This window comes from Microbacterium sp. W4I20 (genome assembly GCF_030816505.1).
Taxonomy (GTDB): Bacteria; Actinomycetota; Actinomycetes; order Actinomycetales; family Microbacteriaceae; genus Microbacterium.
The window spans coordinates 3376184-3401538 of the sequence record NZ_JAUSYB010000001.1 but is presented as its reverse complement, the minus strand read 5'-3'; the positions used below and the strand labels follow the sequence as shown (position 1 = coordinate 3401538).

General features: G+C 69.2%; 22 protein-coding genes and 1 tRNA gene. 9 read left to right on the top strand and 14 right to left on the bottom strand.

What is annotated here, in order from left to right:
• Positions 1 to 29: 29 nt before the first annotated feature.
• Complete coding sequence (locus QFZ21_RS16455) at positions 30 to 3104, bottom strand: GH32 C-terminal domain-containing protein (protein ID WP_373426050.1); 3075 nt, start codon at positions 3102 to 3104, stop codon at positions 30 to 32.
• A gap of 159 nt (positions 3105 to 3263) precedes the next feature.
• A complete protein-coding gene (locus tag QFZ21_RS16450; RefSeq protein ID WP_307379714.1) occupies positions 3264 to 4304 on the bottom strand; it encodes a LacI family DNA-binding transcriptional regulator in 1041 nt (346 codons plus the stop codon).
• Between the two features lie 115 nt (positions 4305 to 4419).
• Here QFZ21_RS16450 and QFZ21_RS16445 point away from each other — a divergent pair, with 115 nt between their 5' ends.
• The 5 genes from QFZ21_RS16445 (at position 4420) to QFZ21_RS16425 (ending at position 8667) form a co-directional block, all read left to right on the top strand.
• On the top strand, positions 4420 to 5532 hold the full coding sequence (locus QFZ21_RS16445; protein ID WP_307379712.1) for a substrate-binding domain-containing protein: 1113 nt from the start codon (positions 4420 to 4422) through the stop codon (positions 5530 to 5532).
• Positions 5533 to 5604: 72 nt separating this feature from the next.
• On the top strand, positions 5605 to 6636 hold the full coding sequence (locus tag QFZ21_RS16440; RefSeq protein WP_307379709.1) for an ABC transporter permease: 1032 nt from the start codon (positions 5605 to 5607) through the stop codon (positions 6634 to 6636).
• Positions 6633 to 7433 carry an ATP-binding cassette domain-containing protein gene (locus QFZ21_RS16435; protein WP_307379707.1) on the top strand — a complete coding sequence of 267 codons (801 nt, stop codon included), beginning with the start codon at positions 6633 to 6635 and terminating at the stop codon, positions 7431 to 7433. Before QFZ21_RS16440 ends, QFZ21_RS16435 begins: the two co-directional genes overlap by 4 nt.
• A complete protein-coding gene (locus QFZ21_RS16430) occupies positions 7430 to 7738 on the top strand; it encodes a putative quinol monooxygenase (RefSeq protein WP_307379704.1) in 309 nt (102 codons plus the stop codon). Before QFZ21_RS16435 ends, QFZ21_RS16430 begins: the two co-directional genes overlap by 4 nt.
• Positions 7735 to 8667 carry a carbohydrate kinase gene (locus QFZ21_RS16425; RefSeq protein ID WP_307379701.1) on the top strand — a complete coding sequence of 311 codons (933 nt, stop codon included), beginning with the start codon at positions 7735 to 7737 and terminating at the stop codon, positions 8665 to 8667. Before QFZ21_RS16430 ends, QFZ21_RS16425 begins: the two co-directional genes overlap by 4 nt.
• A gap of 46 nt (positions 8668 to 8713) precedes the next feature.
• On the opposite strand, the gene QFZ21_RS16420 is transcribed toward QFZ21_RS16425, so the two are convergent.
• Positions 8714 to 10117, bottom strand: a complete 1404-nt coding sequence (locus QFZ21_RS16420) for a triacylglycerol lipase (RefSeq protein WP_307379700.1) — start codon at positions 10115 to 10117, stop codon at positions 8714 to 8716.
• A gap of 50 nt (positions 10118 to 10167) precedes the next feature.
• Positions 10168 to 10392, bottom strand: a complete 225-nt coding sequence (locus QFZ21_RS16415; RefSeq protein ID WP_307379698.1) for a hypothetical protein — start codon at positions 10390 to 10392, stop codon at positions 10168 to 10170.
• Between the two features lie 130 nt (positions 10393 to 10522).
• On the opposite strand from QFZ21_RS16415, the gene QFZ21_RS16410 reads away from it, so the two are divergent.
• Positions 10523 to 10876: a hypothetical protein gene (locus QFZ21_RS16410; protein WP_307379695.1), complete on the top strand. Its 354-nt coding sequence runs from the start codon at positions 10523 to 10525 to the stop codon at positions 10874 to 10876.
• 85 nt (positions 10877 to 10961) lie between these two features.
• Entirely contained in the window at positions 10962 to 12599 is a 1638-nt protein-coding gene (locus QFZ21_RS16405; protein ID WP_307379693.1) for an MFS transporter, read from the top strand.
• Positions 12600 to 12634: 35 nt separating this feature from the next.
• Here the strand turns inward: QFZ21_RS16405 and QFZ21_RS16400 are convergent, their stop codons facing one another.
• The 3 genes from QFZ21_RS16400 to QFZ21_RS16390 all read right to left on the bottom strand — a co-directional run bounded on the left by QFZ21_RS16400 (position 12635) and on the right by QFZ21_RS16390 (position 14377).
• Positions 12635 to 12997, bottom strand: coding sequence for a hypothetical protein (locus QFZ21_RS16400; protein WP_307379691.1), 363 nt, complete (start codon positions 12995 to 12997; stop codon positions 12635 to 12637).
• Positions 12998 to 13182: 185 nt separating this feature from the next.
• Positions 13183 to 13273: transfer RNA gene (locus QFZ21_RS16395), tRNA-Ser, on the bottom strand.
• Between the two features lie 57 nt (positions 13274 to 13330).
• Complete coding sequence (locus tag QFZ21_RS16390; RefSeq protein ID WP_307379688.1) at positions 13331 to 14377, bottom strand: hypothetical protein; 1047 nt, start codon at positions 14375 to 14377, stop codon at positions 13331 to 13333.
• 115 nt (positions 14378 to 14492) lie between these two features.
• Here QFZ21_RS16390 and QFZ21_RS16385 point away from each other — a divergent pair, with 115 nt between their 5' ends.
• Positions 14493 to 15269, top strand: coding sequence for a hypothetical protein (locus tag QFZ21_RS16385; RefSeq protein ID WP_307379687.1), 777 nt, complete (start codon positions 14493 to 14495; stop codon positions 15267 to 15269).
• Positions 15270 to 15282: 13 nt separating this feature from the next.
• Here the strand turns inward: QFZ21_RS16385 and cydC are convergent, their stop codons facing one another.
• From cydC to QFZ21_RS16360, 5 genes are read right to left on the bottom strand one after another with little or no spacing between them, the layout of a single operon-like run.
• Positions 15283 to 16986, bottom strand: a complete 1704-nt coding sequence (cydC, locus tag QFZ21_RS16380; protein WP_307379685.1) for a thiol reductant ABC exporter subunit CydC — start codon at positions 16984 to 16986, stop codon at positions 15283 to 15285.
• A complete protein-coding gene (gene cydD, locus QFZ21_RS16375; protein ID WP_307379683.1) occupies positions 16983 to 18647 on the bottom strand; it encodes a thiol reductant ABC exporter subunit CydD in 1665 nt (554 codons plus the stop codon). The genes cydC and cydD overlap by 4 nt, the downstream gene beginning before the upstream one ends.
• On the bottom strand, positions 18644 to 19672 hold the full coding sequence (cydB, locus tag QFZ21_RS16370) for a cytochrome d ubiquinol oxidase subunit II (RefSeq protein ID WP_307379680.1): 1029 nt from the start codon (positions 19670 to 19672) through the stop codon (positions 18644 to 18646). The genes cydD and cydB overlap by 4 nt, the downstream gene beginning before the upstream one ends.
• Before the next feature lie 14 nt (positions 19673 to 19686).
• Positions 19687 to 21102: a cytochrome ubiquinol oxidase subunit I gene (locus QFZ21_RS16365; RefSeq protein WP_307379679.1), complete on the bottom strand. Its 1416-nt coding sequence runs from the start codon at positions 21100 to 21102 to the stop codon at positions 19687 to 19689.
• Positions 21089 to 21742, bottom strand: coding sequence for a metalloregulator ArsR/SmtB family transcription factor (locus tag QFZ21_RS16360; RefSeq protein ID WP_307379678.1), 654 nt, complete (start codon positions 21740 to 21742; stop codon positions 21089 to 21091). Before QFZ21_RS16360 ends, QFZ21_RS16365 begins: the two co-directional genes overlap by 14 nt.
• A gap of 100 nt (positions 21743 to 21842) precedes the next feature.
• On the opposite strand from QFZ21_RS16360, the gene radA reads away from it, so the two are divergent.
• Complete coding sequence (gene radA / locus QFZ21_RS16355; RefSeq protein WP_307379677.1) at positions 21843 to 23210, top strand: DNA repair protein RadA; 1368 nt, start codon at positions 21843 to 21845, stop codon at positions 23208 to 23210.
• 89 nt (positions 23211 to 23299) lie between these two features.
• Here the strand turns inward: radA and QFZ21_RS16350 are convergent, their stop codons facing one another.
• Positions 23300 to 23710, bottom strand: coding sequence for a dehydrogenase (locus QFZ21_RS16350; RefSeq protein ID WP_307379676.1), 411 nt, complete (start codon positions 23708 to 23710; stop codon positions 23300 to 23302).
• Positions 23711 to 24042: 332 nt separating this feature from the next.
• The gene (locus tag QFZ21_RS16345; protein ID WP_307379674.1) at positions 24043 to 25353 is read right to left on the bottom strand and encodes an RNA polymerase sigma factor; all 1311 of its coding nucleotides are present in this window, start codon (positions 25351 to 25353) and stop codon (positions 24043 to 24045) included.
• Positions 25354 to 25355: the final 2 nt, after the last annotated feature.

The following is a 25355-nucleotide window of genomic DNA, read 5'->3' as shown; positions in this document are numbered from 1 at the left end:
GCCGCGACCCACCCCGTGCGCACTGCCAGTCAGCCGAGGTGGCGACGGATGCGTCGCATCACGAGCGCAGCACCGCCGGCGAGGACGGACAGGATGCCGACGGCGAGCAGCGGCCAGGGCTCGGCACCCGTGTTCGCCAGGCCTCCCGGCAGCGCGCCATCGCCCTGACCCGGTCCGGACGCGCCACCGCTTCCGCCGGAGCCGCTACCACCAGAGCCGCCCCCAGTGCCGGATCGAGCGGTGACCGTCAGCGGCAGCGTCACCTCGCTGCCGTCCGCCCGGATCACGGCGAGCGTGTGCGGGCCGGCGGGGGTGGTGGCGGGAATCGTCACGCTCTGCCGGAACGCGCCACCGCCGTCGACGACGGCCTTTCCGAGCGCCACCGGATCCGACCGCAGTTCCAGCGCCAGCGTGCTCTCCGGCTCGAACGCACTCCCGGAGACCGTGATGCTGTCTCCCGCGCGAACGGTCTTGGTGCTGAGCGCGATCGACGCGTCGCCGCCCGGCTCCGGCACCTGCCACATGGTCGGGGTGAGCGGTGTCACGGTGATGCTCTCGATGGTGGCGGCGCCACCCCGGGACCAGCCGGAGACCGCCGTCGCCCCCGCTTCCGGGAAGACCTGATCCGTGATGGTCAGCATCCCGTCGTCGGTGAAGAGCTCGACGGATGCCCGGTCCAGGTAGAGCTCGAGCGTGACCGTGCCGTTCTCCTCGAGAGCCAGCGGCGCGTCGGAGACGGATGCGAACGACGGGTTGAACCCGACGACGCCCGACTTCGTGCGGTCGATGAAGACGCGGCCCGACCGGGTGTCGTACCCGATGCGTGTTCCGGTCTCACCGTCGGAGAAGACGGTGATGCCGGCCGAATCCGCGTCGCCGGGGCGGAGGACCACATCCAGTTTCGCCACCTCGGCGTCCAGTCCGAGTGCCGTGTCGCCGTCGATCCGGACGTCGTCGAGGGTCTCGGCGGCCTTCGTGTCGAGCTGACCGTCGATCTGCTCCACGACCCTCTGACTCAGGCGCGGCCCCTCCGAGGTGTCGGTGAGCGCGACCTCGCGCGGCAGCGCCATGGATCCGCGCCACGTCGGGGTCGGGATGTCGCCCGCATAGTCCCAGTTGTTCATCCAGCCCTGCATGATCCGGGATCCCGAGGGAGTGCCGTAGTACGACACCGAGGCGTAGTAGTCGCGACCCCAGTCGAGCCAGTCGTAGCCCTCGAGGGCGGTCTGCGCCGGAGCATCCGAGAAGGTTACCTGGTCGAACAGCAGGTGGCCCCAACCCTGTCGGTTGTTGTCGACCGCCTGGATCGTCGCGGTCTTCCCGCGCAGATCCTCGACGTCCCACGAGGCCCAGTCGAGGTTCTCGCTGTTCGATCCGGTGGCGCTGCGCACCACGGCCCCGTCCACGATCAGGTTCACCGCCGTCTCGTCCGAGCGGGGTGTGGACTTCTCGTCGCCGATGACCAGATGGTCGAACGTGAGGTGTGCCCAGCCACCCTTCGCGTCATCGCGGATGCGCAGCTGCGCCTCCGCGCTCTCGAACTCCGAGACGTCCCATGAGGTCCAGGTCAGGTCACCGGCGTTGCGGCCCGTCTGACTCCGTACCACCTCCCCGTCGACGAGGAGTTCGGCCTGGAGCGTGCCGTCGTCACGGCGTCCGCCGCCGAGCAGGAAGGAGACGTGGTTTCCGTCGATCGTGAAGGCCGGCGACGTCATCGTTCCGACGTTGTCATCCTGGTTCGGCCCGCCCTCGAAGGTGTTCACGCGCTTCTCGCCGAGGAAGAATTCGCCACCCTGCGTCGAGGGGTTCCGTGCCGCGTCGATCGCGAAGTCGCCGGTGAGCTCCCAGCCGGTGCTCTGCAGGGTCTGCCCCTCTGCGAGCTCGAAGTCGAAGACCGTCCGACCAGCCGGAGGCGTGTTGCCCAGCTGGCTGCCCTCGACGTGCGGGTGCTTGCCCCCGCCGACGAGCAGGTTGATGTAGTCGTCGTCGATCGTGAACTCGGGCGACTCGAGAGTGCCGATCGCCCAGTCATGGTCGAGGAAGCTGTTCGCGAATCCCTCGCCCACGAACCCGGTGACGGGGCTCTGCCCGTCGAGTGGACCGGTCGCGGGCGCGGTGCCCCAGGGGCCGTCGAAGCGGTTGCCGGGTTCGTTCGAGACGGTCCAGCCGTCGTAGTCCCCCTCGTCGAAGCCCGCGAAGGTCGTGCCCGACGGCACCTGCCCCGGAGCATCTGTCGTCTCCGAGGTGAAGCTCACGCCGTCGAAGTCGCCGACGAAGTACTGTCCGCCGCTGCCGCCGTTGACGGAGCCCGGGTTCAGATTGACGACCATGACCCACTTGGTGTTGTCCGGGTCGCCGTCGACCGGCAGCTCGAACAGGTCGGGGCACTCCCAGATCCCGCCGACGGAGTTCGCGGGACCGAAGTCGGAGAGGTGCTCCCACGACTTCAGGTCGGTGCTCTTGTAGAGCACGACCTGGTGGTCCGTCGCCTCCACCGTGGTCATGACCCAGTACGCGCCGGCCGGGCCGTCGTACCAGAACACCTTCGGGTCGCGGAAGTTCGCCGACTTGCGGTCCAGCACCGGGTTGCCGTCGTACTTGGTCCAGGTCTGTCCGTCGTCGAGGCTGTACGCGAGGGACTGTGCCTGGATGCCCGGATGCTCGGGATGCTGCGGCGTGTACGCGGAGGTGTAGATCGCGACCAGGGGCTGGGAGCCGGCGGGACCGAAGCCCGCGGAGTTGTTCTCATCCACAACGATCGACCCCGAGAAGATGTCCTCGATGGACTCCCCCGCATCGTTGAACGTCTGCGGAATCGCCAGCGGCTGCTCCTCCCAGTGCAGGAGATCCGTCGAGGTGGCGTGCCCCCAGCTCATGTTGCCCCACCCGGTGCCGGCTGGATTGTGCTGGAAGAACAGGTGATACGTGCCGTCGACGTAGACCATCCCGTTGGGGTCGTTCATCCAGTTCTTCTCGGGCGTGAAGTGGATGAGCGGACGGTACTGCTGCTCGGCGGGATTCGGATCTCCGGGGTTCGTGTCCGCGGCTGCGGCGGGGATGACGCAGCCGAGGGCCAGCAGCACGCTGAGCGCGCCGCCGATCATGATCTTTCCGGGGTTTTCGGCGGTGCGGGGCCGCGTCCGACGCGGACGGATGGGTGCAGGCAACGGTGCGCTCTCCTTCGTGCATGAGGCGAGTTGACATCGATGTCAACCGCTGGTGCAGGAGCTTAGGGCCCTTCGTCGACGAAGCGCAACCCCGGGTCAGACCCGTCCGCGCGGCGCGATCTCGCCGCTGCCCCGCTGCACGAGCGTGACCGGCACGACGGTTCGCACGGGTTCGTCGACCTCGCCGCCGAGGCGTGCGAACACCCGTTCGGCCGCGTGCTTCCCGATGAGCTGCGGGTCTTGCGCGACCACGGTGACACCGGGATCCATGAGGTCGGCGAGCGCCACATCGTCGAAGCCGACGAGGGCCGTGGAGTGCGAGAGTCCGGCTGCTCGCAGGGCGTGCAGCGCGCCGATCGTGATGAGGTTCTGCGCGCTGAAGGCGGCGGTGGGGGGCTCGTCCGACGCCAGGAGCCGGGCGAGTGCGCCCTCGGCATCCGTCGCCTCATGCAGGCCGGTGACGATGAGGTCTTCGGGCACCGGGACGCCCGCCGCCGCGTGGGCGCCGAGGTAGCCCTGGCGGCGCTCGCGGGCGGTGACGAGGTCGAGACGGTCGGTGAGCAGCGCGATGCGCCGGTGTCCGTGAGCGATCAGGTGCGCCGTCGCGGCGGCCGCTCCGGCGCGGTTGTCGCTGGCGACGGTGTCGACGTCGGCTTCCAGGGGCTCGCGGTCGACGTAGACGACGGGCAGGCCGCGGTCGCGGAGCAGCGACAGGTACTCGGGGTGGTCGCTGGCCGTGGTCAGGATCAGCCCGTCGACGCGCCGCTGCAGGAAGGCCCGCACCGCCTCGGACTCGCGCCCGGCGTCGTCGTCCATGCTCGAGGCGAAGACGGCGACCCCGCGGGCTGCCGCGATGTCCTCCACCGCACGGTGGATGGCGCCGGCGAAGGGGTTGTCCACGCTGCCGACGAGGAGCCCGAGGGTGCGGGTGCGGCCATCCGCTCGACGGAGGCTGCCCGCCTGCAGGTCGAGCTGGTAGTCGAGCTCTCGAACCGCCTTCCACACCCGTTCGGCGGTGGCCTCCGTCACGTTCGGCTCGTCGTTGATGACTCGTGACACGGTCTTGATCCCGACGCCGGCGAGCGCTGCGACGTGCTTCATGGTCGCCCTGGGCTGTTGCGGCGTCGATGTCGACATCGTTGTCACGCTTGCGTCTCTTTTCCTCGAAGGTGACTTGACTCTACTTCAGCGATCGAGTAGAACTGCCTTTGACATCGTTGTCAAACGGGCGACGACGGCCGAAAGGAACTCAATGAAGAAGCTCACCCCACGATTCCCCCGCGTGCTTCTGGCAGCGGTTTCGGTGTCCGCCGGTCTCGCGCTGACACTGACCGGATGCTCCGGCGCCACCAACGGCGCAGGCGGCGGATCCTCGGAGGACACGATCGGCGTCTCGCTCATCGTGAAGACCAACTCCAACCCCTTCTTCGTCGCCATGCAGGACGGCGCGAAGGCGGCCGCCGAGAAGGACGGCGTCTCGCTCACCCTGGCCGCCGGCAAGGAGGACGGCGACGAGGACACCCAGATCCAGGCCATCGAGGCCGCGATCTCCAAGGGCGACCAGGGCATCCTGATCACGCCCAACGGCCCGGCCGTGCTCGACGCGATCGAGAAGGCCCGCGACGCCGGCATCTTCGTGATCGCGCTCGATACGGCACCGGATCCCGCCGACGCCGTCGACATCACCTTCGCCACCGACAACTTCCTCGCCGGCCAGTACGTCGGCCAGTGGACCGCCGAGAAGCTCGACGGTGCAGAAGCGGTCATCGGCCTCGTCGACCTGTTCGACGATAAGGCCGTGAGCGTGGACTACAACCGCGACCAGGGCTTCCTCGATGGTCTCGGCATCGAGCTCGGCGACGACCAGGTCAACGGCGACGAGGAGTCCGAGGGCTCCTACACCGGCGGCAAGGGCGGCGACTACACGATCGTCGGCAACGAGGCCTCGCAGGGCGCCGAAGACGGCGGCCGCACCGCGATGGAGAACCTGCTCGCCAAGAACCCCGACATCAACGTGGTCTACACGATCAACGAGCCCGCCGCCTACGGCGCGTACCAGGCCCTGGAGGCCGCCGGCAAGGACAAGGACGATGTCCTCATCGTCTCGATCGACGGCGGATGCGCCGGTGTCGGTCAGGTCGAGGACGGCATCATCGACGCGACGAGCCAGCAGTACCCGGTGAAGATGGCCGAGCTCGGCGTTCAGGCGATCGTCGACCTCGTCAAGGACGGCACCAAGCCCGAGAACTCCGAAGGCCTGGACTTCTTCAACACGGGCGTCGAGCTCGTGACCGATCAGGCCGTCGACGGCGTGACCTCGATCGACACCGCCGAAGCCTCCGGCATCTGCTGGGGCGGCGAGTAAGCATCCCCACGGGTGCCGCGGTCAGCATGCGCTGCCCGCGGCACCCCCGGAACGAACATTGGATCTGACATCGTGACGCAAACAGCCCCCACGTCCTCCCTGGACCTCGCGGCGGAGTTCCTCGACCACCGCACGCCGGTGGATCGCCTCCGCGGCATCCTCCACCGCTACCCGGCCATCAGCCCTGCCGTGGTGCTCGTCGTCGCGGTCATCGTGTTCGGCACCATCAACCCGCGGTTCTTCGCGGCGGCGAACCTGTCGCTCGTGCTCGACCAGGTCTCGGTGGTCGGAACCGTCGCGATCGCGCAGACCCTGATCATCCTCACCGCCGGCATCGACCTCTCTGTCGGCGCGCTGATGATCGGCACGTCGATGGTGATGGCGCAGACCGCCGCGAACAACGGCCTCCCGGCCCCCATCGCACTGCTCGCCGGCCTGCTGGCCGCTCTTGCCGCAGGAGCCCTCAACGGCCTGCTCGTCACGCGGGTCAAGCTGCCCCCGTTCATCGCGACGCTCGGAACCTTCAACGTCTTCATCGCCCTGACCCTGCTGTACAGCGGGGGCCAGACGATCCGCAAGTCGGACATGCCGGAGATGCTCACCTGGACGTCGACCTCGTTGCCGCTCGGCGATGTACGACTCACGGTCGGCGTGCTCATCATGCTCGCGCTCTACGCTCTCGTCGCCTACATCCTCGGCCGCACCGCCTGGGGTCGCCACGTCTACGCCGTGGGCGATGACGAAGACGCCGCGCGCCTCGCGGGCATCTCGACGAAGAAGGTGCTCTTCAGCGTGTACATCGCGGCCGGCGCCATCCTCGCCGTCGCCGCCTGGATCCAGATCGGGCGCTCGGGCGCCGCCAGCCCCAACGCCGGCGCCGACCTGAACCTCGACTCGATCACGGCCGTGGTGATCGGCGGCACCTCGCTCTTCGGCGGCCGCGGGATCATCTGGGGCACGCTGCTCGGAGCGATCATCGTCGGAGTGTTCCGCAACGGTCTCTTCCTCGCCGGCGTCGACGGTCTGTACCAGACCCTCGCCATCGGCATCCTCGTCATCGTCGCTGTCGCCATCGACCAGTGGATTCGAAAGGTACGCAAGTGACCAACGCAACTGAAGCTCCCTCCCTGGCGCCGGTCCCCACCGGCGTACCCGTGCTCGAGGCCAAGCGCCTCGTCAAGACCTTCGGCCGCGTGGTGGGACTGGACGGCGTGAGCCTGCAGCTCCACGCCGGCGAGGTGCTCGCGATCATCGGCGACAACGGCGCCGGCAAGTCGACGCTCATCAAGTGCCTCACCGGCGCGTACATCCCCGACGACGGGCAGCTGCTGCTCGACGGCAAGGAGGTCCACTTCAAGGGACCTCAGGATGCGCGGAACGCCGGCATCGAGACGGTCTATCAGAACCTCGCCGTCTCTCCCGCCCTCGACGTCGCGTCGAACCTGTACCTCGGACGCGAACGCCGCAAGCCCGGCATCCTGGGTTCCGTCTTCCGCGCGCTCGACACCGCGGGCATGCGTCAGGACGCCCGCGAGCAGGTGCTCAAGCTGGGCATCTCCACACTCCAGGACGTGACGGTGTCGGTGGAGAACCTGTCCGGAGGCCAGCGCCAGGCCGTCGCCGTCGCACGGGCCGCGGCCTTCGGCTCGAAGGTCGTCGTGCTCGACGAGCCCACCGCCGCCCTCGGCGTGCGCGAATCGAACCAGGTGCTCGAGCTGATCGAGAACCTGCGCGGCAGCGGGGTGCCCGTCATCCTCATCTCGCACAACATGCCGCACGTGTTCCAGGTCGCCGACCGCATCCACATCCAGCGCCTGGGCAAGCGCGCGGCGACCATCACGCCGCAGTCGCACAACATGACGGATGCCGTGGCGATCATGACCGGAGCGGCACAGGCATGACCGACGACCGGATCGTCCTCTCCGCCGAGTTCACGGCGCGGCCCGGCGCGGCTGACGAGGTCGATGCCCTGATCACGGAGTACGCGGCGACCGTGCGGGCCGAGCCGGGGAACAGCGCGTTCGACGTGTACCGCCGCGCCGAGGACCGGGACCGCTTCGTCGTCTTCGAGATCTACCGGGATCAGGAGGCGTTCGACGCGCACCTCGGTGCGGAGGCCGGGCGCACCTTCAACGCCCAGCTCACGCCGCGGATCGTCGAGCCGCACAGCATCCTCTCGTTCCTGACGCCCGCCGGGCGTTCATGAGCGGTCAGGTCCTCGTCATCGGAGAGGCTCTCGTCGATGTGGTGCACCGCGGGGATGGCCGCATCGACGAGAGCCCCGGCGGGAGCCCGGCGAACGTCGCCCTCGCGCTCGGCCGGCTCGGCGACAGCGCGCAGCTCCTGACGCAGCTCGGCGCGGACACGCACGGTGCGCAGATCCGCAGCTGGCTGGCAGACGCGGGGGTCGAGGTCGTCTCTTCCGACACCTCGCGGACCGCCACCGCCACCGCGCACCTCGACGAGACCGGTTCCGCGCGCTACGAGTTCGACATCGCCTGGTCCGTGGCCGATGTCTCGGCAGCGCGCGAGGACCCCGCCGGCATCGTGCACACCGGGTCCATCGCCGCTCTGCTCGCTCCCGGCGCCGGCGTGGTGCGCACCCTCCTCACCGAGATGCGGGGGTCGTCGCTGATCACGTACGACCCCAACGTGCGGCCCGCGCTCCTCCCCGACCACGCCCGGGCGGTCGTCGACGTGGAGAGCTTCGTCACCCTCGCCGACCTCGTCAAGGCCAGCGATGAGGATCTCGCCTGGCTCTATCCGGGAGTGGATCCCCTCGAAGCTGCCTGGTCCTGGCTGCAGCGCGGGCCATCGGTGATCGTGGTGACGATGGGCGCGAGCGGGGCCTTCGCGGTGTCCCGCGCGGGGGTGACGCGCGTCCCCGGACAGCGGGTCGAGGTCGTCGACACCGTCGGTGCGGGCGACACCTTCATGAGCGCCCTGATCCATGGACTCCTCATGCTCGGCCTCGACTCCGCGGATGCGCGGGCGAGACTGCGCGACATCGAAGAGGACTCGCTGGCCGAGCTCTTGCGGTTCAGCGCGCGGGCAGCGGCGATCACCGTGTCCCGGCCGGGGGCGGATCCGCCGCGTATCGGGGAGCTGTCTGAGAACGTGCCCGCGCGGTTCTGAAGGAGTGCCTCGTTTGATCCAGCACTCCTCGGGTGACCTCTTACGTCTACCACCTCGCGCCGCTCGGCTCCATCGCCTTTAGAGCGGCAACCACCTCGGATTTGGTCAGGTACGAAAAGTGGTCCGACTCGATGACCTCCTGTTCCGCGGTGTATCGAAGCGCAGATATTGTCGGGACGACATAGTCGTTGTCGGATTGCGTCTGGCCGTCAGCACCTCGGAACGAGCGGTCTGTGAACCCTGAGATCATCTTCACAGCGAAACTGTCGGTTGGCGCGTCCGGCGCCATCCGGCCGCCAAACGCTCGCACATCGAGATTTTCGCTCGTGAAGAACTCTCGGATCAGTAGGAGTGCCGCAGAATCCGTCTCGGACATATCGCGGAGCCCTGCCGGAAGTTGACCGCGAATCACGAAGCCCGAGAGGCGTGTCACCAGATCGAACCCCATCCCGGAGAAGGTTTCCAAGGAGCCGATGAGCGTGAGCGCCCCGAGGAGACCGCCTGCGGCGCTCGTGATGACAGGTGTGCCGCCGAACGGGGTCCCGAGGGCGAGCAGGTCGGCACGAATGTCCGGAGTCTCCCGCCTGAGCAATCCCATGGCGAGGAGCGCGACGAGTCCTCCACGCGAGTGGGCGACCAGTGTCACTCGCTTGACGCCGACCGCTGCTATGGCAGCGCTCAGGCTCCGGGCGTTCGTGAGTACGGGCAACCACGTGTCGTGCTCGAAGCGCGTCAGGAATCCCCTGTTTCTCCCTCGGATCCGCTCGATCTCACGCGCCATCGGGATGGCACACGCCATCGTGCCATGCACGGCCACGAGCAGATGTGTATCCGGGCCCAGCGTGCCGGGCTCAAGCGCGCCGAGTTCCGGTGCTTCGGTGGCGGCCCGCCACGGCAACGACCTCAGGGTGGCGCGAGACAACCGCCATTCGGCAGTCGGGTCGGCTAGCGCTTGCGACTCGGCCCCCACGGTCCAACAAACTCGACCGACGAGCACCGCTCCCCTCACCAGCGCCTTCCTCGGAAGCAGCCACCTGCCAGCGCGTTGAATCAACGTGAGGTCCGTGACCCGCGTGTTGGAACCCTCATACACACGGAGAAGCAAGGTCGGCCGAAGACCCGCCACGCCGAACGGTCGGAGTTGGTCGATTATCGCAGCACGATCGACTAGAAGTTCCTCAGTTTCCACCTCTTCGATCTCCACAGCACGCCCGCCCTCCCGAACCGGGACGATGAAGGCGTGACGGAGAAAAGCTGCCGCACCAAAGCCCTCGAGACTCCACCGAACTATTCCTCGACGCATGGCCTCCAGCCGGAAGCCGGAGGGGACGTTTTCCGGGCCGAAGGCCAAAGCCCACCCCGCGTCGATGTTCCCTTTCCACATCCCGATGCCCTCCGGGTTGAACAATTCGCCCAGTGGGCTCGTGGTCTGCACGGTCTCTCCCAGCACGACGTCAGAATCGTAAGCGTCGGACAGGGCTCGCCTTAGGAGATGCTCGTTCAGACCGTCCGCCCCCACAGCTCGACCAGTCGCCGAAATAGGTCCTCGGAGGAGTCGGATTCTGGTGGGCGCAGATGCTGCGCGGAAGCTGCCCTCTCTGAGAGCGCAAACGATTCTTCGACCAGGTTGTCGGCGGAAGGCCGCAGCCCCTGATTGACGAAGCTCGCCGCAAGCGTCTCAAAAGAATCGCCCGACGGCTGAAGCGTTCCGCGGATTCGGTACATGGCCAGACAGTACATTCCCTGCGCCTCGGGCACTAGGCCTTAGGCGAGCACGCGATCCTGGCACGCGCGGCCGTTTCTTCCCGTCGTCAAGGGGTTCCAGCGAGCTCGCCGGCCCGCCTAGCGTTTCGCCATGGCTATCGAACTGAACCGCCCCGCACTGAAGCACGCCCGTTCCCTCGTCCGCGACGGCAAGGTCGTCAGAGACGAGCGCGACGACTGGTCCGAGGCGGCGCCCAGCGCAGCGGACGAGAACCGGTTCATCGAGAAGCACGGCTGGACCGAGTTCTCCCACTGGCACCTCGGCATCGACAAGAGCGAGAATCCCGAGACGAAGCAGGCCTACAGCTTCCCGTTCGGCGACTTCGACAAGGTGCGTCGGTCCGGCGTCATCTCGGGCGAGAGCCGGGCGGGGCAGTACGACCACACCGAGATCAGGGATGAGCTGCGCAAGCTGCTCGAGCTCATCGACGCCGCAGAGGACTGACAGCATCCTGGCGCTCGTCGACCTCCCGCGATCGAGGGCTATACGCTGATGCTCGACTCGACTCCGACCGAGCGGACGCGCACCGATGACCTCTTCCCCTGATCTGCCGAAGCCCACCGCCGCCTCCGCTTGGGCGCCGCTCGCCATCCCGGCGTTCCGCATGCTGTGGTTCGCGCAGCTGGGGAGCAACATCGGCACCTGGATGCAGACGGTCGGAGCACAGTGGTACCTCGTCGACGCGGCCGCCGGAGCGACGATCATCTCCCTCGTGCAGACCGCGAGCCTGGCGCCGGCTGTGCTGTTCGCGCTCCCCGCCGGGGTGTTCGCCGATTCCCTCGATCGCCGGAAGCTGCTGATCTGGGGATCCGCGGCGAGCGCTGTGATCGCCGCGGTGCTGACGGTCATCGCCGTTCTGAACGCACTGACCCCCTGGACCATCCTGGGCTTCACGTTCCTGCTCGGGATCACCTCCACGCTGACGTCTCCGGCCTGGCAGGCGATCCAACCCGAACTCGTCCCCCGCCCGCTCATCGGCGCTTCGTCCGCGCTCGGTGGTGTGACCGTGAACGGCGCCCGCGCTGTCGGCCCCGCTCTGGCCGGGGTGCTGCTGTCGTTGTTCGGCGTCGCCGTGGTCTTCGGCATCAACGCGCTCAGCTTCGTCGCGGCAGTCATCGCACTCTGGTTGTGGCGGCGGCCTCCGCAGAGCGGACTCGATGACCGCGAACCGTTCACGGCCGCGCTGCGAGCGGGCGTGCGGTACGTCGCATCCGCCCACCTCGTACGCCGCATCCTTCTGCGATCCGCCCTCTTCGCTCTTCCCGCCAGCGGGCTGTGGGCGTTGCTTCCGGTGACGGCCTCTCGGCTGGGCCTCACCTCGAGCGGGTACGGGTTCCTTCTCGGCGCACTCGGCATCGGCGCTGTGCTCGGCATCTTCGTCCTGCCCGTCGCCCGGAAGAGATTTTCGGACAACGCGGTGATCGCCGTGAGCGCGCTGCTGTTCGCCGGCGGGACCCTCGCGGCGGCATGGCTGCCGTTCGCACCGATGCTCGTGCTGCTCGTCCTCGCCGGCGTTGCCTGGATCGGCACGCTCACGGTGCTGAACGCCGCCCTCCAGCTGACCCTTCCGCAGTGGGTGCGATCACGCGGAGCGTCGATCTACATCCTCGTCTTCATGGGGACGATGGCCGCCGGTTCGTTCGGCTGGGGCGCGCTGGCCGGAGCCTTCGGCACGACGACCTCGCTCGCCGTGGCCGCGGTGCTTCTCGTCATCGTCGCGGCCAGTGTGCTGTGGTGGCCGCTTCTGCCCGGCACCAGCACCGTGGACCGCACCGTCTCGATGTCGTGGCCGACGCCGACTCTCGTCCACGAGCCCCAGCCGACCGACGGACCCGTGCTCGTGCAGATCGCCTACACCGTGTCCGCCGACAACATCGATCCGTTCCGGAAAGCGATGCGGCTGGTCGAGAGCTCCCGGCGTCGCACCGGCGGCTACCGATGGACGCTTCTCCGCAGCGGCGAGGAGCAGGACGTGCTGCTCGAGTCCTTCATGGTCCCCTCGTGGGGAGAGTACCGTCGGCAGCAGACGCAGCGACTGACCGGACGCGATCGCGAGATCCAGGCAGCCGCCCGGGCGCATGTCGACGGTGAGCCCACCGAGCGGCATTACTTTCCGGAGCCGTCGCCGCCGAGGGAGAGAGCCAGGGCTCAGCGCCGCGACGTGTGAGTGGCGAGGATGACGAACGCCCTGACTACTCGCCTCTATTGGCCGCGCCGGACAGCAACCACCTGTCCCTCGTCGCCTTCCCGACTGAACCAGGAGGAAGGGTCGAGGGAGAGGCCGAAACGAGCGACAGCTCCGGTGATCATCTTCCGGACCTGCGAGCTGCCACGCTCCGTGGAGATGTCGTCGATCTCCACCTCGAACGCGTCGTACGAAAGCGGGACGCGGAGCGAGTCCGCATCGTCGGCGCCGATCAACTGCACCTCCCGTCGACCCGACGTGCCGATCGACGCGTCGCTGACGATCACGTGAAAGTAGTTGATGGCACGCTTGCCTGAGCCGCGCACGTCCTGCAGCATGGGAGCCGGCGCATTGCCCTGGCTCGGGAGAATCGGGTCCATGACCGTGCCTTTCGGTTCTCATTCAGGATGGCACGACCTGGCTTCCCCTGTGCTGGAGCACCCGAGTGGCGGCATTGTCCCGCCCGGTCGATGTCGGTGCGCGCCGTCGCGAGGCGCGTTCGCATGCGCGGGGTCGTTCGTGTGGGTCGACACGGAAAAACCCCCTCACGAAGAGGGGGTTTCCATGGCGGTGACGGTGGGATTTGAACCCACGGTAGGGGGTTACCCTACACAACTTTTCGAGAGTTGCACCTTCGGCCGCTCGGACACGTCACCGCGGAATAGCTTACGCGAGACGGGCCGTGTGCGCGAATCCACCGGCCACCGGATCACTCACCAGGCGGAGGCGACCTCGGCGTGCGTGCGAAGGATGCCCTCGGTCGACCCGGCCGGAGCCCGTCCGATGCCGCACTCGGTCGCGACGCCGAACCCCGACACGAAGGCGGGTGCGGCGGCGACCCGTCGCGCCGCACCCTCTGCGCCGTCCTCGCGGTGCACGAGCCCGAGGTACAGCTCGGCGACCGGGACCAGCGAGGCGAGCGGCGCGAAGTAGCCCTCGTCGTCGCGCTCGATCGGCACGGGCAGGTGCAGCCAGGTGATCTCCCGGGCGGATGCCGCGACCACCGCATTCGCGTAGCGGACGAGGTTTCCGGCATCCGTCGGCTCGAAGAAGTGCTTCTCCCCCGCGTCGCCGTAGCAGAGGTGCACGCCGACCTCGACGTCGGATGGCACGGCGTCGATGAGGTCCGCGAGCCGCGACACCAGACCGTCGAACGGGTCACCCGGCCACCACGCCTCCATCACCGCCCCGTACCAGGCGGCGCGCTCGAGGATGCCCATCTCACTCGCGACGTCCCACTGCACGGCGAGGTCGTCGTGCGGGATCGCCGCGAGGATCTCGTCGAGCTCACGCAGGATGGCGGCGGTGTAGACCGGCTCGATGTCCGCACGGTCGTCGCCGCCGAAGAACGAGGAGATGACGGCGAGCGGCGTCGGCAGCGACACCTGGAAGCGGATGCCGGGAACCACGGCACCTTCCTCGCGCAGGCGTGTGAACATGGCGTACGACTCGATCGCGGCCGCGGCGTAACCCAGTGGCGGGAGCTCGATGGCGGCAGCATCCGTTCCCTCGGCGATGCGCAGTCCGCGCGCATCGATGCCGGCGGGGAACGGGATCGGCTGGTCGCCGACGCGCTCGATGCCGTCGGCCTGACCGATCACGTCGGGCTGGAACATGATCCAGTGGAACCGCTTGCCGACCTCCCCATCGGGGATGCGTCGCAACTGCGGACCGAGCAGCGCAGCCGCGGTGCGGATGGTGGTCTCGGCATCGTCGAAGTTCACGCTGCCCACGAGGAGGGCTCCCTGCGGCTGAGTCATCGCTCCAGAATATCGGCGGAGGCTGTTCCGTCGGTTTTCTCCGGCGCACCCTCCGACAACGGCGAGGCCTCCCGAGTTAGGATGGCCTAAGCACCCCGATGGAAGGATGCGCACCATGGGCTTCATCACGTCCGACGCGCTGGCCGACACCGGCTACGTTGTCCTCGACGATCAGGCCGTCACCGCCGATCCGTCCGAATGGCGGGATCTGGAGTACGTGCGCTGGCGGTCCTCGGGCATCACGCGCTTCGCGCCGCTGACCAGCTACGCGGGCGCCGTGGACTGCAACGGCTTCTGGAACCACACTCCCCCACGCACCGACAAGGACGGCGTCTGGATCCCCTCGCAGGTCGCGACCGCCCCGACCCTGCAGCAGTGGGCGCTCGAGCCGGGTGCCGGCGTCGGCCGCTGCCGCGTCATCGAGCTGCAGCCGAACGAGTACGCCGACGCCGTCTACAACCTGCACCAGGACGACAACAACCGCCTCAACGACGAGGGCACGGGCTGGGTCGTGCGCGGGTTCTTCAACCTGTCCGACGACACCGAATCGATGCTGCTCCTGCGATCCGACCGGTTCGACCCGGCGACCGAGATACGGCTGCCGCTGCGTGCAGGCTCGCGGATCGTCGTCGACACGCAGCGCTTCTGGCACGCGGTCTGGCACCGGGGGACCGCTCCGCGCTACGCCCTGATCACCTCGTGGACGAGCGGACCCGAACTCGACGCGTACATCGCGGCGCACCACGGCGACCCGCACCCCGCGACCGTCGAGTTGGATGCGCAGTTCGTCGACGATGCGCAGGTCGAGCTGCACCGCCGCATCGAGGAGCGCCGCCGGGCGTTCGAGGCCCAAGGCATCGTGATGGAGCCGCCGACGCCGCTCTACGGCTGACCAGGTCGCCGCGTCACACGGTCCGGCCGTCCTCCAGCCGCACCACACGATCGACCGTCCCCGACGGCGGTTCGACGTGCGAGATCAGCAGCACCGACTGCTCGCCGGTCGCGCCGAGCAGGTCGCGCAGCAGCGCATCGGATGCCGCGGGATCGACACCTGCGGTCGGCTCGTCGAGCACCAGCACCGGGAACCCGCGCAGCAACGCACGGGCGAGGGCGATGCGCTGCGCCTGACCGCCCGAGACCAGCGCGCCGCGTTCGCCGACCCTGGCGTCGAGGCCGCCGCGCTCCCGCGCCCACTCCCCCAGGCCCACGCGGTCGAGCACGTCCAGCAGCTCTTCGTCGGTCGCGGTGTCGCGCGCGAACAGCAGGTTCTGGCGGATGTCCTCGTCGAACAGCTGCGGACTCTGCTCGCACAGGCCGATCGTGCGCCGCAGGGCCGGGCCGGAGATGGCCGCCGCATCGTGGCCGTCGAGGAGGTACTCGCCCTCGACCCGCAGGAACCCGACCAGCACCGCCGCGAGCGAGCTCTTCCCCGCCCCGCTCGGACCTGCCACGAGCACCCGCTCGCCCGGCCGGAGGTCGAGGTCGACGCCCTTCAGCGCCGGCGCACCGCCCGGCCAGTGCGCGCGGACTCCGCGCATCCGCAGGGTCGGTGCGGTGTTGATCGTGCTGTCAGACCCGCCCGTCTTCTCCCCCGCGTCCGGACGCAGCTCGTCCGGCATCCGCTCCGGCAGCACGTCGACGATGCGTTGCGCACTCGACCGCACGCTGCGCCAGGATGCCGCGGCCACCGGCACCGCTCCGAAGATCTCGAACACGACCATCGGCACGAGCACGACGACGGCCAGCCACGGCCCGTCGATCGCTCCGGCGGCGAGGCCCGGCGCCGCGGCGGCGAGCGCCCACACCGAGGCAGCACCGGCGACGGCCGACACCACTCCCGCGGCGATCGCCTGCGCGAGCGATGCCCGGGCGACCACGCGACGGAGGTCGGCATCGGCAGCGGCGATGCGGACGCGCGCCTGTGCCTCGGCGCCGTACGCGAGGAGCACGTCGAGACTGCCGAGATAGTCGACGAGCGCGGCCGAAAGGTCTGCGCGACGAGCTGAGACGAGCGCCTCGGCACGCGAGCCGATCATCCATCCGAGCCCGATCGCCGCGGCCGCCGCGACGAGCAGGCAGACCGCGAGCGTCAGCGCGGCCGACGGCGACACGAAGGCGATGAACCCCACCGCGCCGACCGCCACGACACCGGCGACGGCGAGCGGCTGCACCACGCGGAGCGGAAGGTTCTGCAGGTTCTCCACGTCGTCGACGAGGGCGGCGAGCACCTGTCCGCGATCGGTCGAGCCGAGGCCGGCGGGCGACAGCGGCACGAGGCGGCGCACCAGGTCGGCCCGGGTCACGGCGAGCTGCCGGAGCGCCGCGTCGTGCCCGCTCAGCCGCTCCAGGTAGCGCGTCACCGCGCGCGACACCGCGAAGAACCTCACTCCGACGACGGCGATCGACAGCGGCACGAGCGAGTCGACGATCGACGCGCTCACGATGAGCCAGCCGCTGACCGCGAGCAGGCTGACGGCGGCCGCAGCAGACAGCGCACCCCAGACGAGGCCGGGCAGGAACCGCCGCGCCGGCGGCTGCGCGAGCCGCAGCACCTCTCGTACCCGCGCGCCGGCCTCACGCCGGGTTCCCTGAGCCTGTCGAAGGGTCATGCGCTCACCCCCAACGCCACGACTTGATCCGCGATGTGCCGCGCCGACCGGCGGTGCGAGACGAGCAGGATCGTGGCGCCGGCATCCGCCCGCTCGCGCAGCGAACGCCACAGCCGCGCTTCCGTGTCGGGGTCGAGCGCGCTCGACGGCTCATCCAGCGCGAGCACCCGCCGAGGATCGGAGGTGTGCCGGTACAGCGCCCGGGCGACGGCGACGCGCTGCGCCTGCCCGCCCGACAGGCCGGCACCCTGCACTCCGAGCAGTTGCTCCGGCCGGATCGTGTCCGCGCAGGCGGCATCCAGCGCCGATCGGACACGGAGCGAATCGGGCTCCGGGTCGCCGAGTGCCACGTTCTCCGCGACCGTTCCCCGCAGCAGGCCGGCCTGCTGCCCCGCCCACGCCAGCCACGCGGCCGGTTCGAGTTCGCGGACGTCACGGCCCGCGAAGACCGCGCGGCCGTCGAACCGGGTCGCACCGCGCAGCGCGGCCAGCAGGCTCGACTTCCCCGCGCCGCTCGGCCCCTCGATCAGCGTGATCGCGCCGGGTTCGGCGGTGAACGAGACGGGCGGAAGGTCGCGCACGCGGAGGTCGGCGACCACGAGCCCGCGGTCGTCCGTGCAGGATTCAGTCAGAACTGCCGTCACCGGGGCGGAAAGGCCCGAGTCCCACCCGCCGGCCGAAGTTCTGACTGAATTGTGAACGAGCGCCGGCTGAGACCCCGCCGCATCGAGCACCTCGAACACGTCTTCGGTCGCCGCAACCCCCTCGGCCGCCGCGTGGAACTGCACCCCGACCTGGCGGATCGGCAGGAACGCCTCGGGCGCGAGCAGCAGCACGAACAGCCCGACCTCGAGCGACAGGTCGCCGGACAGCAGCCGGAACCCCACAGCCACCGCGATCAGTGCGACCGCGAGCGAGGCCAGCAGCTCCATCGCGAAGCCCGACAGGAACGAGAACCGCAGCACCTTCATGGTCTCGCGGCGATACTCGTCCGCGGTCGTCTCGATGCGGTCGGCCGCCCGCTGCTCGCGCCCGAACAGCCGCAGCGTCGAGAGCCCCTGCACCGTGTCGGCGAACCGCACCGCCAACCGCTGCAGCGTCTGCCACTGCCGGGTCTGCACGGTGCGCGTCGCGATGCCGATGAGGATCAGGAACAGCGGGATCAGCGGCAGCGTGATGATCGCGGTCAGTCCGCTCGGCCAGTCCTGCCACCACATCACCGCGACGATCACCGGCGTCGCGATCACGGTGAGCACGAGCTGCGGGATGTACCGGGCGAAGTACGCGTCGAGCGCCTCGAGCCCGTGGCCGGCGGTCACCGCGAGCGCGGTCTGGTTCCGCTGACCCAGCCACCCCGGCCCCAGGCGACCCACGGCCGCGATCAACGCCGCTCGCAGCTGCATCCCCGTCTTCGCCGCCGCACGGGTACCGGCCGCATCCGACGCCGCGATCAGGATGCCGCGCAGCAGCGCCGCCGCGAGCAGCCACAGCAGCGACGACGTCACGTTCCGCCCCGCGAGCGCGCCGGTGACGGCATCCGTCAGCAACCAGGCGAACGCGATCGTCACGGCCGTCTGCACCACGCCGATCAGCGCGGATGCCGCGAGGAACCCCCGCGCGGCACCCGCGTAGCGCAGCAGCCGCGGATCGACGGGTTTCATGCGTGCGCCGGTGCCGCCTCGATGGAGGAGCGGGTGACGCGCTTGCGGAAGATCCAGTACGTCCAGCTCTGGTACGCGATGACCAGCGGGAGGGCGATCAGCGCGGTCCAGCTCATGATCTGCAGCGTATACGGCGTGCTCGACGCGTTGGCGATCGTGAGGCTGAACGCGGGGTCGATCGTCGAGGGCATGACGTACGGGAACAGAGCGAGGAACAGCATCACGACCGCGAACAGCACGGTCGCCGCTCCCGCGGTGAAGGCCCGACCGTCGCGCCCGCGCACCGAGAAGAGCACCGCGGCGATCAGCGAGACCGCGGCGAGCGCACCCGCGACGACGACCAGGAACAGCATCGGCGCCGCACGCCCCGAGGCGATGCCGATCGTCCACAGCACGGTACCCGCCGCCACGAGGATCGTCGGCACGGCAGCGATCTTCACCAGGCGCCGCGCATCGTCGTGCACCTGCCCGTCGGTCTTCAGTGCCACGAACAGCACCCCGTGCAGGAAGAACACCAGCAGCGTCGTGGCGCCGACGAGCAGCGAGTACGGGTTCAGCAGGGCGAAGAAGCCGCCGACGTAGATGTGGTCCGCATCCAGCGCGACTCCTTGCACGATGTTGCCGAATGCGACGCCCCAGAGGAACGCGGGCACGGCCGAGCCGATCACGATCATCCGGTCGAAGCGCCGCTTCCACGCGGCATCCTCCCGCTGGTGCCGGTACTCGAACGAGACGCCACGCAGGATCAGCGCGAGCAGGATCAGCAGCAGCGGCAGGTAGAAGCCGCTGAAGAGCGTGGCGTACCACTCCGGGAATGATGCGAACAGCACGGCGCCCGCGACGATGACCCAGGTCTCGTTGAGGTCCCAGATGGGTCCGATCGTGTTGATCACCTGCCGCCGCGAGACGTCGTTCCGGCCGAGGAACGGCAGCGACATCCCCACGCCGAAGTCGAAGCCGTCGAGCACGAAGTAGCCGACGAAGAAGAAGCCGACGAGCCAGAACCAGAGTGTGGCGAGATCCATGATGCTCCTCCCTCTCAGTAGACGACCGACGGCAGCTGGGCCGTCTCATCGTGGGGTTGCTCTTCGGTGTCGGGACCCTTCTGCGCCGCACGGACGATGAGACGGATCTCGACCACGGCGAGCGCGGCGTAGATGGCGGTGAACGCGATCAGGGAGATCAGCACCTCGACTCCGGAGACTCCCGGCGAGACGCCGTCGCGCGTGCTCATCAGTCCGAAGACGATCCAGGGCTGCCGGCCCATCTCGGTGAAGACCCAGCCCATGATGTTGGCGAACAGCGCGAGCGGGAATGACCAGATCGCGAGCTTCCACATCCACGGCGCCGGTTCCTTCTTCGCGCTCTTGCGGGTCAGCCAGAGTCCGATCACGGCGACGAGGCCCGCGGCCATGCCGAGGCCGATCATCCAGCGGAACGCCCAGTACGTGATCCACAGCACCGGCGCGAACTCGGTCAGCCCGGTGGCCGCGTAGGTCTGCGCGTACTCGGCGTTGAGGTCGTTGATGCCGTGCACGCAGGCGTCGAGCGTGTGGGTCGAGAGCAGCGACAGCAGGTACGGCACGCGGATCGAGAACAGCTCGGAACTTCCGTCGGGGGTGCCGAGCGTGAACAGGCTGAAGGAGGCATCGGCTCCGCAGACCGTGTTGAAGGTCGCCTCGGCAGCCGCCATCTTCATCGGCTGCGCGGCGTACATCGCCAGCCCGAGCTGGTCACCGGTGAGCACCACGCCCGCAGTCGAGAAGATCATCGCCCAGAGGCCGAACTTCAGCGAGATGCGCATGGTGTCGAAGTGCTGGCCGCGAGCCAGGTGCCAAGCCGACACTGAGATCACGACTCCCGCCGCGAACATGAGCGCGCCGAAGATCGTGTGCGGGAACGCGGCGAGCGCGACGGGGTTCGTCAGCAGCGCCCAGAAGTCGGTGAGCTCGGCGCGGTTCGTCTCGGGGTTGTAGACGTAGCCGACCGGGTTCTGCATGAACGCGTTGGCCGCGATGATGAAGTACGCCGAGAGGATGCTGCCGATCGAGACGCACCAGATGGTGGCGAGGTGCAGCTTCTGCGGGAGCTTGTCCCATCCGAAGATCCACAGCCCGATGAAGGTCGCCTCGAAGAAGAAGGCGAGCAGCCCCTCGAAGGCGAGCGGGGCCCCGAACACGTCGCCGACGAAGCGCGAGTAGTCCGACCAGTTCATTCCGAACTGGAACTCCTGCACGATGCCGGTGACCACGCCCATCGCGAAGTTGATGAGGAAGATCTTGCCGAAGAAGCGGGTCAGGTGCAGGTAGTGGACCTTGCCGGTGCGCACCCACGCGGTCTGGAAGATCGCCGCGACGAGCGCCATGCCGATCGTGAGCGGCACGAACAGGTAGTGGTAGACGGTCGTCAGCCCGAACTGCCACCGGGAGAGGACGAGCGGGTCAAGCCATTCCATGCGCGGCTCCTGTTCGATCGGTCAGTCTCACCGTGCAGTCGGCCGGTTCCGCCGAGGCCTGCACGCAGTCGGCCGTCAGCGGCCCGCCCGCCTCGTTCAGCACGCCCTGCATGAGGCCGAGATGCACCTGGCACAGCATCGGCCGGGCATCCGGGCTTCCCGCGGCGTGCGGGCACGGGCTCAGGTCGACCGTGAGCCGGATGTCGTCCACGATCGGCTCGAAGCCGCTCTCCTCCAGATGCTCGACGAGGGCGTCCAGCTGATACGTCGCCTCGCGGCCCAGAGCGGATGCTGCGGCGGGCAGCATCCGTCGCATGAGGTCCCCGCGACGGGCGGCGGCCTTCGCCTTGTCTCGGGCGACCGGACTCGACGCGTCGGGGGCGCCGGTCGCGGCGCGGTACAGCGTGCGCGGGCGGCCGCGGGTGGTGCGATGCTCGATCGTCGGGATGACGTAGCCGCCCTCGATGAGACGCTGCAGGTGCTCGCGCACCGTGTTCGCGTGCAGACCGGTGGCTTCGCAGAGCTCGCCGATGGTGAGCTCGGCCCGGCGCTGGCCGCGACCGGCCTCGAAGAGCAGGTGCAGGAGCTGCACCCTGGAGTAGGTCGAGATCGGCCCGCAGACGGGCCCGCCGTTGCGCATGACTCCATCATCCCAGCGCCGTCTCGGCGGAATGGGCAGTTCGGCCGTGAATAATGCCCTGGCCGATAGGGATGTCCGATCCCGCCGATAGCCTGGGTGCATGGCCACCCGGAAACCCGCTCCTCCCGCGTACGTCTGCACGGAGTGCGGGTGGACGACGGCGAAGTGGGTGGGGCGCTGCGCCGAGTGCCAGCAGTGGGGAACCGTGCAGGAGCAGGCCGCACCGACCGGCATCCTGCGCCGGGTCACCGCCCTCGCACCGACCACCGAGCGCGCTGCTCGGCCGATCACGCAGATCACCACCGAAGACGCCCCGAGGCGCACCAGCGGCGTGGGCGAATTCGACCGGGTGCTCGGCGGGGGCATCGTGCCGGGAGCCGCGATCCTGCTCAGCGGCGAGCCCGGCGTCGGCAAGTCGACGCTGCTGCTCGAGGTCGCCGCGCAAGCGGCGCGCGCCGGACGCCGAGTTCTCTATGCGAGCGCCGAGGAATCGCCCGCCCAGGTGCGACTGCGCGCCGAGCGCACCGGCGCCCTGCACGACGAGCTCTACCTCGCGAGCGAGACCGACCTGGCGACCATCCTCGGGCACATCGACGAGGTGCAGCCGCAGCTCGTCATCGTCGACTCGGTCCAGACCGTGTCGTCGTCGCAGATCGACGGGGCGGCCGGGCAGCCGAGCCAGGTGCGCGAGGTCGCGTCCGCGCTCATCCGGGTCGCGAAGGACCGCGGCCTGCCGATCATCATCGTCGGCCACGTGACGAAAGACGGCCAGGTCGCGGGCCCCCGCGTGCTCGAGCACCTGGTCGACGTCGTCTGCCACTTCGAGGGTGACCGCGAGACCTCGCTGCGCTTCATCCGCGCACTCAAGAACCGCTTCGGCCCGACCGACGAGGTGGGATGCTTCGAGATGACGGGCGCCGGCATCTCCGAGGTGCCCGACCCCTCGGGCCTCTTCCTGTCGCAGGGCGCCACGGCCGAGGGCACCTGCGTCGCCATCTCGCTCGAGGGGCGGCGCGCTCTGCCCGTCGAGGTGCAGGCGCTCACCGTGCCGTCGTCCGCCCCGAACCCCCGGCGCATCGTGCACGGCGTCGACTCGTCGCGCGTGGCGATGGTGCTGGCGATCCTCGAAAGGCGCGCCGACGTCAAGACGAGCAACCTCGACGTCTACGTGTCGACCGTCGGCGGCGTGCGCTTCACGGAGCCGGCCGCCGATCTCGCGATCGCGATCGCCGTGGCGGGGTCGGTGAAGCGCACATCGGTGCCGCGCACGGTCGCAGCGGTGGGAGAACTGAGCCTGGCCGGAGAGATCCGTCCCGTCACCCAGGCGGCGCAGCGCCGCTCGGAGGCCGCGCGCCTCGGCTACGAGCAGGTCGTCGACGACCGGTCGAAGACCCTCGTCGGAGCGCTGCGAGACATCAAGGCGCGCGACCGCTCGCCGCGCGAGCAGCGCGACATCCCGCCGTTCTGACGAAGCGTGGATGCCGCTATCTGGGTCCCTGAGCCTGTCGAAGGGTCGGTCCCGAGGGCTCCGACAGGCTCAGCCACCCAGGCCGGCGGTTACGCGTCGAGCGCCTTGAGGAGCTCCGCGGGCACCGCCTGCATGGGGTGGGGGCCGGCGATGTCGAGGAACACGGTGGTGATCGGGTGGGCGGCGAGGAACTTGCGCAGCCAGTCCGCCGTGTAGACACCGACGCCGGGAGGCAGGTTCGCCGGCTTGTTCTTCGCGTCGCTGAAGAGCAGCAGCGCGAGGTCGCCGGTCGTCGAGTCGCGGTACGTCCACACCTCACCGGTGTCGAGCGGGTTGTCGCGGGCACCCGGCGAGATCAGCGGCACGACAGTGGTGCCGTTGCGCAGCGCCAGGGCGACGGCGGCGACGTCCTGCTTCTCGAGCGCGAGCGCGAGCGCTTCCGATCGGAAGTCCTCGGGTGCGGGCTTGTTCTTCGAGGCCTTCGCCTTCTTCGCTGCCATGTCTCCAGCTTATTCACGGGCGCGGCGCAGAGAGCGGCATCCCGCTGCGAGCGAAACCGGCGGGGAGATGATTGGGGCCCTCTCGAGTCCCACATTGGGGACTGGGGTACTCGAGAGGGCCCTCGACTCTCGAACGGCGATGTCGAAGCGCTGGGGACGCTGTAAATTCGACGCCACTGGGGATGGCTTGTGCCGCTAGTGCGGAGAGTCACTCAATGGTATCCCAAAGAACGTCGGCTGTCTGCACCCGATGCACAAAACCTCTGACTTCGAGGTATTCCGAATCGGCGAGCCTCGCCGACGGCGGTTTTCGAAGCTGCGGAGTCCGATCGCTACGAACTGCGATCCCGGCCACCGGCTTCGGCGATCCGGCGATCCAGGAACCGACGCTCCGCTTCCGACGGAGCAAGCTCCCGCGCACGTCGGTAGTGCGGCAATGCGTCGACGTCGCGCCCGGCACGGCGCAGCATGTCCGCCTGCGCAGCGGGGAGCAGATGGTAGTTCTCCAGCCGAGCATCCTGGAGCGCGTCGAGGAGCGCGAGGCCGGCGAGGGGACCTTCGGCGAGACCGACAGCGACCGCCCGATTCACCTCCACGACCGGCGACGGTGCCACGCGGGCGAGACGCCCGTACAGCTCTGCCACCCGCGCGAAGTCGGTCGATTCCGCGGAGGACGCAGTCGCATGGTGTCGCGCGATCTCCGCCTGCAGCCGGTACGGGCCGGCGACCCCGTCGAAGCGACGGCGAGCGGATTCGGATGCTGCGAGGGCTGCCACCCCGTCGCCGATCATCGCGGCATCCCACCGCGATCGATCCTGGTCCTCCAGCAGGATCAGGTCGCCCGCCTCATCGAGGCGCGTGGCCGCGCGCGAGTGCTGGACGAGCATGAGCGACAGCAACCCGAGGACCTCGGGGAGCTGCGGCGAGTCCGCCATCAGGCTCGAGAGCAGTCGCAGCAGTCGGATCGCCTCGTCCGCCAACGGCGTCCGCACGAGTTCGGCCCCGCCCGAATAGCCCTCGGTGAAGAGCAGGTACAGCACCGCGAGCACGGCCTGAGTGCGTTCCGGCAGCTGCGCGGGCGCGGGCACGCGATAGGGGATCCCGGCGTCGCGGATCCGGGCGCGGGCGCGCACCAGTCGCTTCTGCATCGCGGGTTCTGACACCAGGAACGCCCGGGCGACCTCGTCGACCTCGAGCCCCGCGACCGTGCGCAGGGTCAGCGCCACCCGCGCCTCCATCGGCAGCGCGGGATGACAGCAGGTGAAGATCAGTCGCAGCCGATCGTCGTCGACCACGCCGAGCGGCTCCGGCACCGCGGGCGATCCCTGGGACTGCAGATCCTCCCGGTCGATCTCCGCCTCGACCGCCGCACGCCCGACCGTCCGGCGCTCGGTCGCGGCGCGGCGTAGCGCATCCATGGCCGCGTTCCGGGCGGCGGTCGTCAGCCAGGCCGCGGAGTTGTCCGGGATCCCTCGTTCCGGCCAGGTGGTCAGTGCGCGGGTGGCGGCATCCTGCACCGCATCCTCCGCGAGCTCCCACTCCCCCGTGCGACGGATGAGCGAGGCCACGATCCGCAGCCGTTCGGCGGCGATCGTCGCGCTGAGCACGCGGCGCACCTCGACGATCGCCGCCCGGTCGTTCATCC

Coding starts and splice junctions, on each gene's coding strand:
- QFZ21_RS16455 (WP_373426050.1), bottom strand. CDS start 3,104: ATGATCGGCGGCGCGCTCAGCGTGCTGCTGGCCCTCGGCTGCGTCATC.
- QFZ21_RS16450 (WP_307379714.1), bottom strand. CDS start 4,304: ATGTCGACATCGACGCCGCAACAGCCCAGGGCGACCATGAAGCACGTC.
- QFZ21_RS16445 (WP_307379712.1), top strand. CDS start 4,420: ATGAAGAAGCTCACCCCACGATTCCCCCGCGTGCTTCTGGCAGCGGTT.
- QFZ21_RS16430 (WP_307379704.1), top strand. CDS start 7,430: ATGACCGACGACCGGATCGTCCTCTCCGCCGAGTTCACGGCGCGGCCC.
- QFZ21_RS16425 (WP_307379701.1), top strand. CDS start 7,735: ATGAGCGGTCAGGTCCTCGTCATCGGAGAGGCTCTCGTCGATGTGGTG.
- QFZ21_RS16415 (WP_307379698.1), bottom strand. CDS start 10,392: ATGTACCGAATCCGCGGAACGCTTCAGCCGTCGGGCGATTCTTTTGAG.
- QFZ21_RS16410 (WP_307379695.1), top strand. CDS start 10,523: ATGGCTATCGAACTGAACCGCCCCGCACTGAAGCACGCCCGTTCCCTC.
- QFZ21_RS16405 (WP_307379693.1), top strand. CDS start 10,962: ATGACCTCTTCCCCTGATCTGCCGAAGCCCACCGCCGCCTCCGCTTGG.
- QFZ21_RS16400 (WP_307379691.1), bottom strand. CDS start 12,997: ATGGACCCGATTCTCCCGAGCCAGGGCAATGCGCCGGCTCCCATGCTG.
- QFZ21_RS16390 (WP_307379688.1), bottom strand. CDS start 14,377: ATGACTCAGCCGCAGGGAGCCCTCCTCGTGGGCAGCGTGAACTTCGAC.
- QFZ21_RS16385 (WP_307379687.1), top strand. CDS start 14,493: ATGGGCTTCATCACGTCCGACGCGCTGGCCGACACCGGCTACGTTGTC.
- cydC (WP_307379685.1), bottom strand. CDS start 16,986: ATGACCCTTCGACAGGCTCAGGGAACCCGGCGTGAGGCCGGCGCGCGG.
- cydD (WP_307379683.1), bottom strand. CDS start 18,647: ATGAAACCCGTCGATCCGCGGCTGCTGCGCTACGCGGGTGCCGCGCGG.
- cydB (WP_307379680.1), bottom strand. CDS start 19,672: ATGGATCTCGCCACACTCTGGTTCTGGCTCGTCGGCTTCTTCTTCGTC.
- QFZ21_RS16365 (WP_307379679.1), bottom strand. CDS start 21,102: ATGGAATGGCTTGACCCGCTCGTCCTCTCCCGGTGGCAGTTCGGGCTG.
- QFZ21_RS16360 (WP_307379678.1), bottom strand. CDS start 21,742: ATGCGCAACGGCGGGCCCGTCTGCGGGCCGATCTCGACCTACTCCAGG.
- radA (WP_307379677.1), top strand. CDS start 21,843: ATGGCCACCCGGAAACCCGCTCCTCCCGCGTACGTCTGCACGGAGTGC.
- QFZ21_RS16350 (WP_307379676.1), bottom strand. CDS start 23,710: ATGGCAGCGAAGAAGGCGAAGGCCTCGAAGAACAAGCCCGCACCCGAG.
- QFZ21_RS16345 (WP_307379674.1), bottom strand. CDS start 25,353: ATGAACGACCGGGCGGCGATCGTCGAGGTGCGCCGCGTGCTCAGCGCG.